General features: G+C 33.9%; 26 protein-coding genes. 3 read left to right on the forward strand and 23 right to left on the reverse strand.

What is annotated here, in order from left to right; translation table 11 throughout:
- Window positions 1–24: 24 nt before the first annotated feature.
- The 13 genes from D9V42_RS04295 to D9V42_RS04355 all read right to left on the reverse strand — a co-directional run bounded on the left by D9V42_RS04295 (window position 25) and on the right by D9V42_RS04355 (window position 8,921).
- Window positions 25–492 (reverse strand): Ig-like domain-containing protein, encoded by a 468-nt coding sequence (locus D9V42_RS04295; RefSeq protein ID WP_122063338.1) that lies wholly within the window; start codon window positions 490–492, stop codon window positions 25–27.
- Between the two features lie 94 nt (window positions 493–586).
- Window positions 587–1,174 (reverse strand): major tail protein, encoded by a 588-nt coding sequence (locus D9V42_RS04300; protein WP_122063340.1) that lies wholly within the window; start codon window positions 1,172–1,174, stop codon window positions 587–589.
- 39 nt (window positions 1,175–1,213) lie between these two features.
- A complete protein-coding gene (locus D9V42_RS04305; protein WP_122063342.1) occupies window positions 1,214–1,609 on the reverse strand; it encodes a hypothetical protein in 396 nt (131 codons plus the stop codon).
- On the reverse strand, window positions 1,606–2,013 hold the full coding sequence (locus D9V42_RS04310; protein ID WP_122063344.1) for a hypothetical protein: 408 nt from the start codon (window positions 2,011–2,013) through the stop codon (window positions 1,606–1,608). Before D9V42_RS04310 ends, D9V42_RS04305 begins: the two co-directional genes overlap by 4 nt.
- A complete protein-coding gene (locus D9V42_RS04315; protein WP_233665569.1) occupies window positions 2,013–2,366 on the reverse strand; it encodes a hypothetical protein in 354 nt (117 codons plus the stop codon). Before D9V42_RS04315 ends, D9V42_RS04310 begins: the two co-directional genes overlap by 1 nt.
- A complete protein-coding gene (locus D9V42_RS04320) occupies window positions 2,350–2,646 on the reverse strand; it encodes a head-tail connector protein (RefSeq protein ID WP_122063348.1) in 297 nt (98 codons plus the stop codon). Before D9V42_RS04320 ends, D9V42_RS04315 begins: the two co-directional genes overlap by 17 nt.
- A gap of 72 nt (window positions 2,647–2,718) precedes the next feature.
- The gene (locus tag D9V42_RS04325; RefSeq protein ID WP_122063350.1) at window positions 2,719–3,843 is read right to left on the reverse strand and encodes a phage major capsid protein; all 1,125 of its coding nucleotides are present in this window, start codon (window positions 3,841–3,843) and stop codon (window positions 2,719–2,721) included.
- A 25-nt stretch (window positions 3,844–3,868) separates the two neighbouring features.
- Window positions 3,869–4,606 carry a head maturation protease, ClpP-related gene (locus D9V42_RS04330; RefSeq protein ID WP_122063585.1) on the reverse strand — a complete coding sequence of 246 codons (738 nt, stop codon included), beginning with the start codon at window positions 4,604–4,606 and terminating at the stop codon, window positions 3,869–3,871.
- Complete coding sequence (locus tag D9V42_RS04335) at window positions 4,606–5,793, reverse strand: phage portal protein (protein ID WP_122063352.1); 1,188 nt, start codon at window positions 5,791–5,793, stop codon at window positions 4,606–4,608. The genes D9V42_RS04330 and D9V42_RS04335 overlap by 1 nt, the downstream gene beginning before the upstream one ends.
- Window positions 5,794–5,807: 14 nt before the next feature.
- A complete protein-coding gene (locus D9V42_RS04340; RefSeq protein ID WP_122063354.1) occupies window positions 5,808–7,448 on the reverse strand; it encodes a terminase large subunit domain-containing protein in 1,641 nt (546 codons plus the stop codon).
- Window positions 7,445–7,747: a P27 family phage terminase small subunit gene (locus D9V42_RS04345; protein WP_039067668.1), complete on the reverse strand. Its 303-nt coding sequence runs from the start codon at window positions 7,745–7,747 to the stop codon at window positions 7,445–7,447. Before D9V42_RS04345 ends, D9V42_RS04340 begins: the two co-directional genes overlap by 4 nt.
- Window positions 7,748–7,898: 151 nt before the next feature.
- On the reverse strand, window positions 7,899–8,237 hold the full coding sequence (locus D9V42_RS04350) for an HNH endonuclease (RefSeq protein WP_107549523.1): 339 nt from the start codon (window positions 8,235–8,237) through the stop codon (window positions 7,899–7,901).
- Between the two features lie 333 nt (window positions 8,238–8,570).
- A complete protein-coding gene (locus D9V42_RS04355; RefSeq protein WP_267921060.1) occupies window positions 8,571–8,921 on the reverse strand; it encodes a hypothetical protein in 351 nt (116 codons plus the stop codon).
- A 145-nt stretch (window positions 8,922–9,066) separates the two neighbouring features.
- On the opposite strand from D9V42_RS04355, the gene D9V42_RS04360 reads away from it, so the two are divergent.
- Window positions 9,067–9,291 carry a hypothetical protein gene (locus D9V42_RS04360; protein ID WP_122063358.1) on the forward strand — a complete coding sequence of 75 codons (225 nt, stop codon included), beginning with the start codon at window positions 9,067–9,069 and terminating at the stop codon, window positions 9,289–9,291.
- Window positions 9,292–9,322: 31 nt separating this feature from the next.
- Here D9V42_RS04360 and D9V42_RS04365 read toward each other — a convergent pair whose 3' ends face one another.
- The 3 genes from D9V42_RS04365 to D9V42_RS04375 are packed head-to-tail and all read right to left on the reverse strand — an operon-like array spanning window position 9,323 to window position 9,840.
- Window positions 9,323–9,490, reverse strand: coding sequence for a DUF1514 family protein (locus D9V42_RS04365; RefSeq protein ID WP_122063360.1), 168 nt, complete (start codon window positions 9,488–9,490; stop codon window positions 9,323–9,325).
- Window positions 9,490–9,633: a transcriptional activator RinB gene (gene rinB / locus D9V42_RS04370; protein WP_404830461.1), complete on the reverse strand. Its 144-nt coding sequence runs from the start codon at window positions 9,631–9,633 to the stop codon at window positions 9,490–9,492. The genes D9V42_RS04365 and rinB overlap by 1 nt, the downstream gene beginning before the upstream one ends.
- 9 nt (window positions 9,634–9,642) lie before the next feature.
- The gene (locus D9V42_RS04375; protein WP_122063364.1) at window positions 9,643–9,840 is read right to left on the reverse strand and encodes a DUF1381 domain-containing protein; all 198 of its coding nucleotides are present in this window, start codon (window positions 9,838–9,840) and stop codon (window positions 9,643–9,645) included.
- Between the two features lie 103 nt (window positions 9,841–9,943).
- On the opposite strand from D9V42_RS04375, the gene D9V42_RS04380 reads away from it, so the two are divergent.
- The gene (locus D9V42_RS04380) at window positions 9,944–10,279 is read left to right on the forward strand and encodes a magnetosome magnetite crystal formation protein family (RefSeq protein ID WP_119603811.1); all 336 of its coding nucleotides are present in this window, start codon (window positions 9,944–9,946) and stop codon (window positions 10,277–10,279) included.
- Between the two features lie 66 nt (window positions 10,280–10,345).
- Here the strand turns inward: D9V42_RS04380 and D9V42_RS04385 are convergent, their stop codons facing one another.
- Window positions 10,346–10,645, reverse strand: a complete 300-nt coding sequence (locus tag D9V42_RS04385; protein WP_122063366.1) for a MazG-like family protein — start codon at window positions 10,643–10,645, stop codon at window positions 10,346–10,348.
- A gap of 58 nt (window positions 10,646–10,703) precedes the next feature.
- Here D9V42_RS04385 and D9V42_RS04390 point away from each other — a divergent pair, with 58 nt between their 5' ends.
- Entirely contained in the window at window positions 10,704–11,066 is a 363-nt protein-coding gene (locus D9V42_RS04390; RefSeq protein WP_122063369.1) for a hypothetical protein, read from the forward strand.
- Here D9V42_RS04390 and D9V42_RS04395 read toward each other — a convergent pair.
- From D9V42_RS04395 to D9V42_RS04420, 6 genes are read right to left on the reverse strand one after another with little or no spacing between them, the layout of a single operon-like run.
- Complete coding sequence (locus tag D9V42_RS04395; RefSeq protein ID WP_122063371.1) at window positions 11,058–11,273, reverse strand: Thoeris anti-defense Tad2 family protein; 216 nt, start codon at window positions 11,271–11,273, stop codon at window positions 11,058–11,060. The genes D9V42_RS04390 and D9V42_RS04395 overlap by 9 nt on opposite strands.
- Window positions 11,274–11,519: a hypothetical protein gene (locus D9V42_RS04400; RefSeq protein ID WP_122063373.1), complete on the reverse strand. Its 246-nt coding sequence runs from the start codon at window positions 11,517–11,519 to the stop codon at window positions 11,274–11,276.
- Complete coding sequence (locus tag D9V42_RS04405) at window positions 11,509–11,913, reverse strand: hypothetical protein (RefSeq protein WP_122063375.1); 405 nt, start codon at window positions 11,911–11,913, stop codon at window positions 11,509–11,511. The genes D9V42_RS04400 and D9V42_RS04405 overlap by 11 nt, the downstream gene beginning before the upstream one ends.
- Window positions 11,914–11,919: 6 nt before the next feature.
- Entirely contained in the window at window positions 11,920–12,294 is a 375-nt protein-coding gene (locus D9V42_RS04410) for a YopX family protein (protein WP_122063587.1), read from the reverse strand.
- A gap of 3 nt (window positions 12,295–12,297) precedes the next feature.
- Window positions 12,298–12,504, reverse strand: coding sequence for a hypothetical protein (locus D9V42_RS04415; RefSeq protein WP_122063377.1), 207 nt, complete (start codon window positions 12,502–12,504; stop codon window positions 12,298–12,300).
- Complete coding sequence (locus D9V42_RS04420; RefSeq protein ID WP_122063379.1) at window positions 12,501–13,094, reverse strand: HNH endonuclease signature motif containing protein; 594 nt, start codon at window positions 13,092–13,094, stop codon at window positions 12,501–12,503. The genes D9V42_RS04415 and D9V42_RS04420 overlap by 4 nt, the downstream gene beginning before the upstream one ends.
- Window position 13,095 lies beyond the last annotated feature (1 nt).

Raw genomic sequence — 13,095 nt, forward strand, 5'->3', positions numbered from 1 at the left:
GGGCGTTTAGCCCTCTATAACTTCTTATACTTCTGGTTCTGCTACTGCATTAACCGTAATAACAGACTTATCTGTTTTACTTCCATCCTGTGTTTTAACAGTGATTGTAGCCTCGCCTTCTGTTACACCCTCTACATTGCCATCAGTTGTTACCGTAGCGATATTTTCATCAGAAGAACTATAGTCAACATCTTTATTAGTTGCTGTTGATGGTGCTACTGAGCTAGAAAGTTTAGTTGTACTTCCAACTTCAACACTTACTGTTTTAGGCGTAATAGTTACACCTGTTACAGAAATAGGTTTTGTTTTAAAAGCAGGTACTTCTATTTTTTCTGATTCTCCATGTTCATTTTGTCGAGCAACTTGATATGTTCCCGATGGGTATTCAGTATTTGCTTCTAAACTATCTATAGTTACAGTAGCTTCCCCCTGTTCATATGGTGCACTGCTGACCAATGAACCGCCTTGATATACATTTAATGTATCAGCCATATTTTCACCTTCTTATTTAAAATTTGAAAGCCCCTATTCTGCTGAAATAGATGCAGATTTACTGTTTGCAGCTATTTCAACGTTTTGGGGAGCCTTAGGGTGTTTCTTGTTCTTCAGTAGATCCAGGGAAAACTAACGCAAGGAAAGCTTCTGCTCCTTCTTCTCCCTCATGGTAACCAACTGCTCTTGATTTACCACCAATTGTACGGTTCATCCAATCACCTGTAAGTTTAGTTGCTTCTGGCGCTTCAGCTTTTTCTGCAGCTGTTTTAAATTCAACTTGATCTAAACTGAAAGTACCTTTTACTAATGCACAATAGATTGGATTACCATTAGCGTCTTCTGATTCTCCGACTGCTGCAACGTATGGTGCACGAGTATCGTCTCCAACCCATGATGTACCATTTTCATCTTTTTCACGTCCTAATACTGAATCTAAATCTTCAGTTGGAATGTTAAATAAATCTGTGTCTGACTTAACTTCATTAGTACCTTGTTTTTTCATCCAAACACGTTTATTAGAAGCCCACATATCTACCATTTCTGGTGCTAAACCAGTGATATTCATGTTGACCGTACCACCTTTGTCGTCTTCCCAAGTCATTCTTTTGATAATTTTTTCTGCTTTGTCATCAAAAATACCTACATGTAATTTTTTAAATCCTACTGTTGCTGAACCCATTTAAATTCCTCCTATTTTAGGGCATAAAAAAGAACGTATCTATTCGACACGTTCACCCTTGTAATATTTATTTTTTGGTATGCCTTCATACCTTCTTGATTTGATATACCTTTTTGTTTCTTTAAAATATGCATCTAATAAGCTTGAAGATTGGTAAAATCCATAATCTTTAAGCAAGAAACGAATTCGCTTTGTTATATCGATAGTTAATTGATCTTTATAGGTTTCTACATCGACTTGTACTGTGAAAGTTTCAGATAGAAATTTGTTTGAAGCAAATGAACTTGGGCTATCTACAACTGGCGAAAGAATAATGAAAGGTTTTGTTGTATCTGCATTTTCACTTGCTTCATAAAAATATATCCTATTTGAAATATGGGTATTAATCATTTCATCTTTTATAATTATTTCTCTAATGTAGGTGAGTATATTCATAGGCCTTTCCTCAATTCATCAACTACAATTTTCCTGTATCTTGCTTGGCTTGCTTGTAATGTTTTCTCAATGACACCAAATCCTCTAGGTATTACTTTTTTACCATTACGATCATAGCCATGTTCATTTAAATGTATAAGCCTATACCTATCTTTAGGACCTACCCATTCAATAACCACAGTTCTTTGTCTATCTCTAGCATCTGTGAAGGGTTTTGTTCGCGTCATTTCATCAATTGAAGCACCTGTATCTTTAAACGCTTTAAAATGTGACTTCATTTCATTTAGCATATAATCAGAAGCTTCAGTTAAAGCTTTATCGCTTTTTATTCTCATTGCTTTTACACCAAATCGTTTTTCTAATTGGTTTTCTAACTCTTTTAACCCTTTAATTTCCACACCCATTATTTTTCACCCAATACTAATGTGATGAATCCACGTTCTGGTGTATCAAGTCTTACTTCATGTACATTGAATAAAGGGTTTTCTAGCCTAAAATCTTCTACAAAAACGATATGTCTATTATTAGGTGTAAAAGACTGATAAGCATCTCTTATAACCATACTCAAACCTTGCATAGATTCGTTGACACCTAGAATTTCTCTATCTTTCATTGAGGGGTTATAAGTTTCGGCATAGCATCGATGAACTTCAACTTCTTCTACATCATCTGGATAGGGTCCTTCGTTTTTATATCGGTAAAATATAACGGGTGTACGTAAGTCTCCTGATTGTACTTTCTTACTTTTGTATCTCATCGGCGCCAAAATCCTCACCACCATATATTTTATTAGCAAGTCCAAAATCAAGAAGTAATGTAGAAAAGTTTTTATGAAAAAATTGCAGTTGTTCGTTATAAACATATCTGGAACGTTCCATCACTAACTCTTGCCCTATTGGATTTTGCTCTAAATCGAAGTCGCCACAGATAGATTGAATCGCTATATAAGATTTTTGTAAAATCTGTTTTAATGATTCATCTTCAGAACTGTGAAATATGTGCATACGCTGCTTGAACTCTTTTAATAATCCGTCCATTTTCCACACCCCTAATCCGCTGTAATTGAAGCTGATTTTGCATTAGCTATCACTTCAACGTTTTGGGGTTTACTAGGGAGAATCTTCTTCCGAATTAATATTTAAATCATATACTGCTGCTACTTTATCATCTTTAGCTTTACCATAAGCAAATTGCTTAGCAGTGTATAAATCCATATCTTCAATAGCTAAAGTTTGGTCGAATTTTTGTAAATTAATACCACCAGCTAAATAACCATCGTAACGGCCTTTAACGTATGTTAAAACTTTTCCAGCAGTTTGTGCTACAGATTCTATTACATTCAAGTTGAATGGTAATGCTGTAACATATACGCCGTTAGCATTTAAATGCGTATACTGTGCTTGAATATCAAAAGCATCAGAAGGGTTAACTATCATAGTTACATTACCTTTAACTGCAACTGATTTACCTTTTTCATCTGTTGAGTGGTTTTTAAAAACTTTTGTTAACTCAAGTACAGTAGTTCGTGGGTCTTTAAATGTTAAAGTTCCTAATGATTCTTTTTCTGGATACACACCGCCTGTTACTGATACACCTTCTTGAACTTGACGACTCAAACCAATTGGTTGTTCTTTACCAGTACCGTTTAAAAATGCCGCTTCAAGTGCTACAGCAAATGCCTCTTCAATTTGTAGACGAACAAAACGCTCTACCCATGCTGGACCAAAGTCTTTTAAATCTTTTGGTAATACCACAAAGGCTGTCAATTTGTTTTGGATTGCAGTTTCTTCACTGAACGCTGCATCTAATTGACCTTTGATTTCTCCAAAGATTTTACCCCATACGGCTACGCCACTTGTTTCAGATTTTAAGAATTTAAGACGTAATCCTGCATTCTTAATACCTAAATCAGCTAATAATGGATGTTCTGTAGTTAAGTTTTCAAAGATACGATCAATCGTTTCTTCTGGTAGTAACTTTTCTTCTTTATATCCAACTTCTGTGTTAATTTCATTAAAGAATTGGCGTTGTTCAGCAGTTAATTTACTTTCTGCTGTAGGTAAACTAGAAACTCTTTCTGCTTCTGCTTGCGCTTGTGCTTTTGATTCCTCAAATAGTTCATTAATCATTTTGCCATATAATTCGGCTTGTGCTTTTTCGTCTTCGCCATTTTGTATCGCATTTAAGAATTCCTGACGTGCTGTTTTAAAATCATCTGATAATTGTATAGTCATTTAGATGACCCTCCTTATTTTTGTATTAAAAAAAGAACCTAGTCTTATTGTTTTCTACTGATTTACTTTTAGTAGAATTATCAATAAACGGTTCTTTTTTATCTTCTAATTTTTCAATTACTTTATTTGCAATTTGCTCAACATCAATATTTACTTCTGGTGTTTTACTCATTAATGTTGCAATACGATTCACTGCATCGTTAGATAGCATTTGTCCTGAATTAGCTACCAACTTCGGTGCACTTTCATCAAACATCTTGCTATCTGCAAACCCTAAATCAACTGCATCTTGTGCGTTCAACCAAGTTTCTTCATTCATTAAATCAAGTATTTCTTGTTCTGCTTTACCTGTTTTCTCGATATAGGCATTAGCAATACCTCGGTTTACTGAACTTAACATGTCGCTTGCAGATGCCATTGCTCGATTATCTCCAGCTACTAAAGTGCTAGCGTTGTGAATCATCATTTGTGCTGTTGGGCTCATTTCGATTTTTGAACCTGCCATAGCAATTACTGACGCAGCGCTTGCAGCAACACCAACAACTTTTACATTCACATTACTTGGATGCTCTTTTAATGCAGTGTATATTTCACTACCACTAAATACATCGCCACCACCTGAGTTGATGATAACTTCTACATCTTCATCAGTAGAAGATAGCGCATCAAACACATCTTTAGGTGATGTAGCATCCATTTCTAACATGTCATAAATCCATTTGTCATTGTTGGGCACGATTGCGCCTTTTACGTTTATTTTCATCATTTATCACCCCCTTCTAGTGATTCTTCGCTATCTTTACTCTTTTCGTCATTACCCTTATTATCCATAACATCTTGATAGTTTTTAGTGATTTTATACTCGTCCATTTTAGGATCATCGCTAGGTTCTTCACCAAGTAAAATAAGAACTTGATTAGGTGTGAAGGTACTTGACGCTACTAGCTTATCGATTGAATCTGCAATCTCTAATGGGTCTTTTTTATCGATACCAATAACTTTAAGATTCTTGCCAGCAATTACTTCTTTTTGAGTTAAAAGCTTTGCTTTCAATTCGTCTTCAATCTTTTTGTTTAGTGGTTTTGTACAAAATTTGCTATAAGATTCTAATGCATTTTTTAAATCGGCTAATTCACCATGTATTAGAGAGGGTGGTATACCAATAGCTTTAGCTACTGAATCTATCATAGCTTTTTGCAACTTGTTTAATTCATCGAAAGAAGCATTATTCCCTTTTGTATTTGCTGAAACATCCTGAAAATCAAAACCTTTAGTCAATGGTGTGATTGCAACGCCATTCTTGCTAAATGAATCTACAACTTTATTTACATATTTTTGCATTTTTTCTATTTCTTTTTCACTGTTTACATTTTGTGAATCTACATTGATAATCCCACGTATTTGATAATTTCTCATTTGTGCGTTTATCATTCTGCCAAATATTTCACCATAATCACTAAATAATCCTTCAGTGAATTTATTTAATTTTTCATTGTTATAAGTTAAATAAATTACGTCATCCATTTTGAATGAACGTTCAAATTCATATTCTCCGACTGTGACACCATCAAATATGTCAGGGTATAAAGCAAATTTTTTCCTTGTGAAATTATCTGCTATTACTAAGTCTTTAGTATCAGTAACAATAATCAAAACTTCGTTATCATATATCAACTTATAAATGACTGATTGCCAAAAATCAGTAGAAGATAAATCAGTATTTGGCCTTGTGTTTAATTTATACCAAACACTATCTTTTATAGCTTTGTCATTTTCATCTGTAAAACGAAATTCAGATTGTGATATTGTTCGTGCTAAAAATTCTATACATGTACTTAATGCCATTTGTTTTAAATAGGCTTTTTGGGAAGTATCTTGGAATAACTCCAAATCATACATCCAACTTGCCTCTTCATGTCTATTAAAAATTCTGTCAAAAAAACTAACCATTGCTTTCCTCCTTTCTAGAAATTAATTGCATTTAAGAAATCTAAACTGCCACTAATATCTGCTTCTAGCAAATCATCTGCGCGATAGAGTGCGTGGACTAAAGCCTGGAAGCCATCTGTTTTACGGCGTATTTCATCTTTCTTAATGTATTCTTTATTACCGTCTGGTTTAATTTTGACAGCAACATTATTTGTGTACCAACGCATCATAGGGTTGTCGTCAAATATTAAATTATGATTAGCAAACATTGTTTCAATACGAGGAGCTAATAAAGACTGTATAGCTCTTGGATTTTTAATCACTTCGATTTCAATTCCATATTCTTCAAATAAAGGTCTTAATAAATCCATTCTGAAATTATCGGCAATAACTTTCTCTAACCCATAATTTTCTCTCATACGATCAAACCACATTACGATATGAAGTGGATTAATGGAAGGCTCATCAACAATTGTCAGTAGCCCTTGTTTTTCCCATTCATTTATAGGTGCTTTTAATTTAACAGTATCTAAGAAACCTTTTCTTACGAATGAATGAGATTTCCATATATAATTTTCACCATCTCTGAATAGTAAGCCCACCGCTGCAAAATCTTTAATGCTTGCATAGTCTAAACCACCTAAACATTGTCGATTTTCTAAAATTGGGAATGGTCTATTTGTAGCTAAGATATCTTCCCATGGTGCAACAACTTTTTCTAAGTCAACTTCAGGTAAATTCATACGTTTAGTCATAAATTCAGTTCTTTTGGTTGGGCTGAAGTTCATTTCTCTGTATTGGTTTTTCACTTTTCTGAATAACCCTCGAGCATATTCACTCATGGGCTCACTAAACATCGGATTGGCTTTCTCCCACATTGTTGGGTCATCTACCTCTAATGGGTCATCAAGCTTACAAATGAATGGGAAAATCCTATCATCAGGCGTGTCACCATTTAATAGTGACATTGAACGTTCTTTCATTTTGTCTAAGAAGCCCTCACGAACATATCCATCTGTACCTATAAAGAATTCTCTTGGCCATTTCACCTTACCTAAACCTGAACTGAATACATCAACTGTTTCACTGTCTTCATATCTGTGTACTTCATCATAAATTACACACCCTTCACGCCCACCATCTTTAGTACCAGCGTTAGAAGTTCTAAATCTAAATCGTGATTTGGTTTCTTGATCAGTAATTACAAGTTTTGTAAGATAAAACATATCTTCTAAGTCATTACGCTCAATCATGTTATAAGCTTCTTCAAAAGATGTTTTTGCTTGGTCCTCTGAATTGGCTACTACTGAAATATCGTAATTGGGCACTCCATGTAAATAAGATATAAAGTAATTCGATAAGGCTGTTATAAGACCATTCTTACCTCCACCTCGTCCGAGGGTAATAAAAAACTGCTCGTAATAAAGGAAATCACCTTCATTCTCGAACAGAAACACAAATGGGACTATAAATTTTTGAAATGATTGTAATGGGAAGTACCAACGTTCTGTAAACTTGATAAAGTTTTCAATTTGCTCTTCATCAAAGTATAGGTCATCACGAGTTAACACTTCTTTTTCTAAATAAGCGATAAGAAGTATACGTTCTTTATTTAACAGGATCTTGCCTGCCTTCCATAAACGTATATATTCATCTACATGTTTGTTACTAATCATAATAAATCACGACGGGGGGCGATGTCCTCATCATGTTCTTTATTAAATCCGAATGATTTTTCTATAGCTAAAAGCGATGTGTTAACTTTATTCTTCTCTGCTATTAATGGATTTGGTTTAATAAATGACTGTGATGCATTTTTAGTTTCAACCATTAAACCTTTATCTTTAATGTCATCGTCTAACCTGTAGAATATATCTAATAAATTTAAATATCTTTCTACTTTTTCAGTTTGTACTGGATTGTCTTGTTCAATTTTACTTAATAAATATGACTTGATTTTCTTTTCGTTTTTCATAAGGTACCCCCCCTAACGTATTTTGTTTTTAAATAAATCTGCGGAATAGACTCCCCTACACCGGTTCCCCGACCAAAATAATTTTCAAAACTTTTTGACCCGGGGGTATTTTAATATTAAATAATTTTTATACAAATCAATAAATATTTTATTACCACATTTCATCATCAGCCCATTTATTTTTCTTTGGCTCTCGCCAATTTGTATAATGTCTGTCATGAATTTTATTGTGACAATCAACACAAAGTGTTTCTAAGTTATCATCTTCAAGTGCAAGTTCTGGATTGAATTCAAGCTCATTAATATGATGTACTACAAGTTTTATCTTCTTACGACCATTCTTATTAGGCTCGTATATATCGAGTGATACTTTACCTTGCCTCTTACACTCTTGACATTCGTAATGGTCACGTTCCTTGATATGCTCGCGCTTGTCTCTCCAGTCTCGACTGTTGTAGAACGAACGACGTTGCTCCTTCGATAGTGTCATCTACTATTCTCCTTATGAGTTAAGCTCATTAGTCTAGATACATATAGATCACCAATGGTTATGACGTATGAGTTATATGTACTAACTCATATGAGTACATCATCATGCCTGTTAGTTTAATAGATAGTTATAATGAATCATGTGATGATACTCATATCAATTGGCATACAAAGAAAGACACACCACTAAGTGATGTGCCTACTCATAATATAGTATTGTTGTTTATAATAAGTCACTGGTCAATAGTGCCTATCCCATATGGATATTATATAACATAGTGTATGCATATATATAATAGTGTGTCATGTGTGGCATATGTGACATTTGTCCCTACTATGTCTGTACATTCATATAGATATTAACAATGATATCTAGCTTTCTATATATCTCTTTACGGTCTACCTTCATCAACATAGCAATAGTGTTTATCTTCTCACCCTGTTTAAGTAGTTGTAGTATATGGTAGTTCTTATCATTAGTTATAAGGTGCTCATGGTCATCAATGAATGCCACCTTCTCAATAAGCTCTTGTGTCTTACGTCTATCCTTATCGTTCTTGATTACTCTAACTAATACCTTATCTCCAGTACCTCCTTGAGCTTTAGGCATGGCTGATTCTATACCATACTGTCCTATGGAAGTACTATCATACTCATACACTTGATGGTCGATAAGTCTACGCATCCAATGGTAATCCGTTATTAATTGTTTAACTTCAGTTGGTGTGTAAATGGTAATCCCTCCAGGTTATTTATAATTGTGCTATCTATTAATTATAGGTTGTTGTATACTTAATATAATTTTATTAGAATGGTGGTGAGAAACGAATATGGAAAAAAATGAAGCGTTAAGAGAATTAGTTGCTAACAAAAATATAAATACACCGTTTGAAGTAACTACAAATGAACATACTTATGGTGTAATTAATTTTAAAGAACATGACGAACAAAATGTAGAATTAGTATTAGTTGATTATTCAAGTAAAGTTATAAATTATGAAAGTATAGTTTATATCAACTCAGAATCACAACACCCACCATTTCCAAAATTTTAATTAACCAAAAGGGCGAATTATCGCCCTAGTATTAATCCTTAAATCTCTTCCACTGTTGCATAGCCGTATCTACATCTTCATCACTGGCCATATAAACGATTGTGTATTTCAACGCTGCTATTTGGTCATTCTTAATACTGTTTGATATAAGTAATAGTATTGTGATGACACCCAGTATTATTGATGTGATTATCCACATTACTTCTCCTCCTCATAATCTTTCGGCTGATCTATATCATCATTCGCCTGTTTTCTAATTAGTATTTGATTTGTAACGTATTTGCTTAATTCATATAGTGCTATCGTAAAAAGTATTTTCAATGTTGGTAGCAATTCACTCACTGTCCTTTCTTATATGTGCATTGAATCTGTATCCCATCTTGTAACCATACGTAATTCAAGTTCTTCTTTACTCTTAATTATCTTCTCAGCCTCTTCCTTACTCTCTGCATCAACCACAGTAAACGTTTCATTCTCTCGTGCTTGTGTAACGTGAGTGAAAGGGTGACCAGTTGAATCTATTAGTGTGCGTATTAGGTATTGAATGATATCACCGTCCTTATAACAAATTTGTTATATTATTTAATTAATATTTACGAAAATACATTTATTTGATATTGTTCTTATTAATAACTAACAAGGAGACATTTATATGAGCAATCAATCAACACAATCAGAAAAAATACTAGCTGCATTATCATATTTCAGTGTGTTTTTTGCGCCAATCCTATTCCCTATTATTGTATGGATATTAGCCAACAAACCTGTTTCTACTCACGCTAAAAAGTCTTTAGCTTATCACATCTTGCCTTATATCCTAATTTTTGTAGGTGCAGGTTTAATTGGTTTAAGCGAATCTAATTCTAACAACGCATTAGGAATTACTTTAATTGTTATTGCTGTAATTGCCTTTATAGGCGCAGTTTATTACGTAATATATAATTTATACTGTGGTATCAAAGTTTTATTGAAAGATAATTTATATTAAACAGTCCCTTTTCAGGGGCTTTTTTATTTCCTCAACACTTCCTTAACCCTCTGTACTATGTCTTTCTTACAAGTCTGCTTCTTTGATGAACGTTCCATTGATTGTCTTTCCTTTTCTTCCTTTGATTTCGTCATACGCGTACTGTAAACACTCCTCTAATGTCATTCCATGTTGTTGTGCCAATATAATTAAAGTAACGACTGTATCGCCTATACCGTCTTTTAAGTCGTCTAGTTTGTTGCGTGATAAAGCTGCACCAACTTCACCAGCTTCTTCATAGAATTTCAATGCTTGTCTATCTGAATTACCTTTGTCTAAGTTTTTATCTATACTCCATTGTTCTACCTGTTTTACTAATTCATTCATATTAATTAGCTCCTATTCTGGTATAATTTATTTATCTATGTGTAAAGGGGTGAAAAATATGAGTATCAAAGAAAGATTCGATGATTTACCTAAAGACCAACAATATATACTCGCAAAAATGTATCAATTGTATTTCGATTGTGTTAAAGATGGAAGTAGCAAAAGGTCTTGTAATTTTTTTGAAAATATAAAAACGATTTATCCTTATTTCAACCACATGCATGTTGAAGATTTAGTGAATGATTGTATTAAATTAAGAAATAAAGGCTTTTTACATGGTAATTTAGGTGACAATACAATTTTTCATTTAGGTGTTACCGATGACACAGTTTCCTTTTTTGAAAATAAACTTAAAAATGACAGTAAGGAAGTTTATAAATTTGTGAAAGAAGTCGCATCATGGATACCTGGTCTAGGTTAAAAGTTCCCAATCATTTGCTAACAAATCGTCTGCGCTCGGTTGCCACCTTGCGTAGGCTTTTTGCCCTTTTTGAAATACATCTCTTACTACCATGCATTGATAAGTAGATAAGTTGGTCGGTAAGATACCCGTTTCTTCTGGCTCGCTCCCTCTTCTAATAGCAGTGCCGTTTTCCATCGCTAACTTAGTTGCCTCTTGAATATTCATCTACTCGTCCTCCAAATCGCTTAGTAAGTTGCTAAATTCGTTTGTGTTGTCTAAAGAAGTCATAGTTAATAAAACATTTATTAATTCGACACGTTGCCCACTTATTTTTCCAATAATATAACTGTTATATACGTTATCTTCTAACCCTTTTTCAGCTCGTTTTAAGCGTTCACTCTCTATATCAAGTTGTTTCATCAATTCTTCCTTCAACTCTTGCCATGCGTCTTTATACTCTCTATCTTTCATTGTCTGCACGCTCCAATCTATCAATGTAGTTAACCAAATCTATATAGCGACTTACCCCTGGATTGTTTTCTGCTTTCAAACGTATGTGGTTGGTTAGGGTAGTGTATTTAGATGCATCTTGAACGTACTCTTTACACTGTTCACGCAATCCTTGAGATGTTAATTTCTCATTCTTCCACTCGTCAAAGTAAGTGTTAGATTGTAAACGTAATGCTTTGTTTTCGTGCTTCAAATCTCTATTCTCCCGTTCCAACCTACTAACCTTTGCTTTATACCATGATAATTCATCTACCAATTTGTCGCGTTCTGCTTTGTATTCGTCACGTTGATGTTCAACATTTTTCAGATGTGCTTTAGGAACCATTGGTATTTCTGGGTTCTTTTTAGTTATCACTCGCCATCACTCCTTATACTCAAATTTATTGCCTATGATTTCTACTTGATGATTATGGAACGCTAATACCGAACCACCTCTCATACTGTCTATACGCCATTCTCCCGTTCTAGCTTGCACAATTTCAAAATTAGTATTTTCAAAAAATGGATTAGGAATTGAGTCATGTTTAACCACATCCCCCTCGTATATCTCAACACCGTTCTTATCTTTAAGCCCTGTAGATTGGAGAAGTTCCCATTTCACTCCTAAATCATCTTCAAAGTAGTGTTTGTCATCTTCTGTTTCTAAATACCATAATTCATTATCTCCCCATAAACCTAAACACTTTATCTCTAACCAAATTTTTTCTTCTTTATCCCACGCTCTAAACTTCGGCATCATCTACTGCACCAGCCCTTTCAATTCATTTAATACTTTCCTGTTATGTGCTTTATCCTCTGGCAACACTGCTACGATAAAGCTATTAGTATTCGTAGATTTCAAGAACCCCTTAAGTCGATAATACTTTAATAACTGTGCCATTTCTTTGGTGTTCATCCCACCAGTTTTATATTTGTAACGTATGTTGATTGTGTTTGATAGGATCATTGCTTACGCTCAGCAATCTTATTTTGTATCTTAACTATATTAATACTCGTCCGAGTTAATTCTGCGTCACTGTATATCAAGTTCTGATGGTTCAATCTTGCTAACTCACTTCTTTTTATTAGTGCTATGTTAGACAAATCGTTATTAGTCTTATCTCCATCTAAGAATATTAAATTATGTTTAGGTGGCACTTTACCGTACTTTTCTTCCCAAATAAATTTATGTTTCAATTTCCATCTATGGTTGTATCCGCCTTCATTAGAAACTTTTATCACTACATATCCATAACTATTGATACGTTCGGTACCTATAGGCAAAGTAGTTTTAGGTTTATCACCTTTTTTGAATTGTGTCTTTTCGCATTTCTTGTTATAAATCGGTATGCCTTTGTTCCATGTAACATGACCTTTGGTAAATCGCGCTGACACACCGCATTTTAATTTCAAGCGTTTTGTTGTAGCTCTTATCTGTGTGTATGTCATATCGGAGTCAAAATGTTCATTAAATAATTTTGTTAAATCGTGAATCGGAGTCCCTTGTATGTTATCTCTAAGAAATTGCTTTTCTTCCTCTGTCCAAATATGTGTCATG

The sequence above is a fragment of the Staphylococcus pseudoxylosus genome (assembly GCF_003697915.1).
Lineage (GTDB): Bacteria > Bacillota > Bacilli > Staphylococcales > Staphylococcaceae > Staphylococcus > Staphylococcus pseudoxylosus.

What these genes read in the sequence shown, in the direction of transcription:
- D9V42_RS04295 (WP_122063338.1), bottom strand. Translation starts at nt 492, where the DNA reads ATGGCTGATACATTAAATGTATATCAAGGCGGTTCATTGGTCAGCAGT.
- D9V42_RS04300 (WP_122063340.1), bottom strand. Translation starts at nt 1,174, where the DNA reads ATGGGTTCAGCAACAGTAGGATTTAAAAAATTACATGTAGGTATTTTT.
- D9V42_RS04305 (WP_122063342.1), bottom strand. Translation starts at nt 1,609, where the DNA reads ATGAATATACTCACCTACATTAGAGAAATAATTATAAAAGATGAAATG.
- D9V42_RS04310 (WP_122063344.1), bottom strand. Translation starts at nt 2,013, where the DNA reads ATGGGTGTGGAAATTAAAGGGTTAAAAGAGTTAGAAAACCAATTAGAA.
- D9V42_RS04315 (WP_233665569.1), bottom strand. Translation starts at nt 2,366, where the DNA reads ATGAGATACAAAAGTAAGAAAGTACAATCAGGAGACTTACGTACACCC.
- D9V42_RS04320 (WP_122063348.1), bottom strand. Translation starts at nt 2,646, where the DNA reads ATGGACGGATTATTAAAAGAGTTCAAGCAGCGTATGCACATATTTCAC.
- D9V42_RS04325 (WP_122063350.1), bottom strand. Translation starts at nt 3,843, where the DNA reads ATGACTATACAATTATCAGATGATTTTAAAACAGCACGTCAGGAATTC.
- D9V42_RS04330 (WP_122063585.1), bottom strand. Translation starts at nt 4,606, where the DNA reads ATGAAAATAAACGTAAAAGGCGCAATCGTGCCCAACAATGACAAATGG.
- D9V42_RS04335 (WP_122063352.1), bottom strand. Translation starts at nt 5,793, where the DNA reads ATGGTTAGTTTTTTTGACAGAATTTTTAATAGACATGAAGAGGCAAGT.
- D9V42_RS04340 (WP_122063354.1), bottom strand. Translation starts at nt 7,448, where the DNA reads ATGATTAGTAACAAACATGTAGATGAATATATACGTTTATGGAAGGCA.
- D9V42_RS04345 (WP_039067668.1), bottom strand. Translation starts at nt 7,747, where the DNA reads ATGAAAAACGAAAAGAAAATCAAGTCATATTTATTAAGTAAAATTGAA.
- D9V42_RS04350 (WP_107549523.1), bottom strand. Translation starts at nt 8,237, where the DNA reads ATGACACTATCGAAGGAGCAACGTCGTTCGTTCTACAACAGTCGAGAC.
- D9V42_RS04355 (WP_267921060.1), bottom strand. Translation starts at nt 8,921, where the DNA reads ATGCGTAGACTTATCGACCATCAAGTGTATGAGTATGATAGTACTTCC.
- D9V42_RS04360 (WP_122063358.1), top strand. Translation starts at nt 9,067, where the DNA reads ATGGAAAAAAATGAAGCGTTAAGAGAATTAGTTGCTAACAAAAATATA.
- D9V42_RS04365 (WP_122063360.1), bottom strand. Translation starts at nt 9,490, where the DNA reads ATGTGGATAATCACATCAATAATACTGGGTGTCATCACAATACTATTA.
- D9V42_RS04380 (WP_119603811.1), top strand. Translation starts at nt 9,944, where the DNA reads ATGAGCAATCAATCAACACAATCAGAAAAAATACTAGCTGCATTATCA.
- D9V42_RS04385 (WP_122063366.1), bottom strand. Translation starts at nt 10,645, where the DNA reads ATGAATGAATTAGTAAAACAGGTAGAACAATGGAGTATAGATAAAAAC.
- D9V42_RS04390 (WP_122063369.1), top strand. Translation starts at nt 10,704, where the DNA reads ATGAGTATCAAAGAAAGATTCGATGATTTACCTAAAGACCAACAATAT.
- D9V42_RS04395 (WP_122063371.1), bottom strand. Translation starts at nt 11,273, where the DNA reads ATGAATATTCAAGAGGCAACTAAGTTAGCGATGGAAAACGGCACTGCT.
- D9V42_RS04400 (WP_122063373.1), bottom strand. Translation starts at nt 11,519, where the DNA reads ATGAAAGATAGAGAGTATAAAGACGCATGGCAAGAGTTGAAGGAAGAA.
- D9V42_RS04410 (WP_122063587.1), bottom strand. Translation starts at nt 12,294, where the DNA reads ATGCCGAAGTTTAGAGCGTGGGATAAAGAAGAAAAAATTTGGTTAGAG.
- D9V42_RS04415 (WP_122063377.1), bottom strand. Translation starts at nt 12,504, where the DNA reads ATGATCCTATCAAACACAATCAACATACGTTACAAATATAAAACTGGT.
- D9V42_RS04420 (WP_122063379.1), bottom strand. Translation starts at nt 13,094, where the DNA reads ATGACACATATTTGGACAGAGGAAGAAAAGCAATTTCTTAGAGATAAC.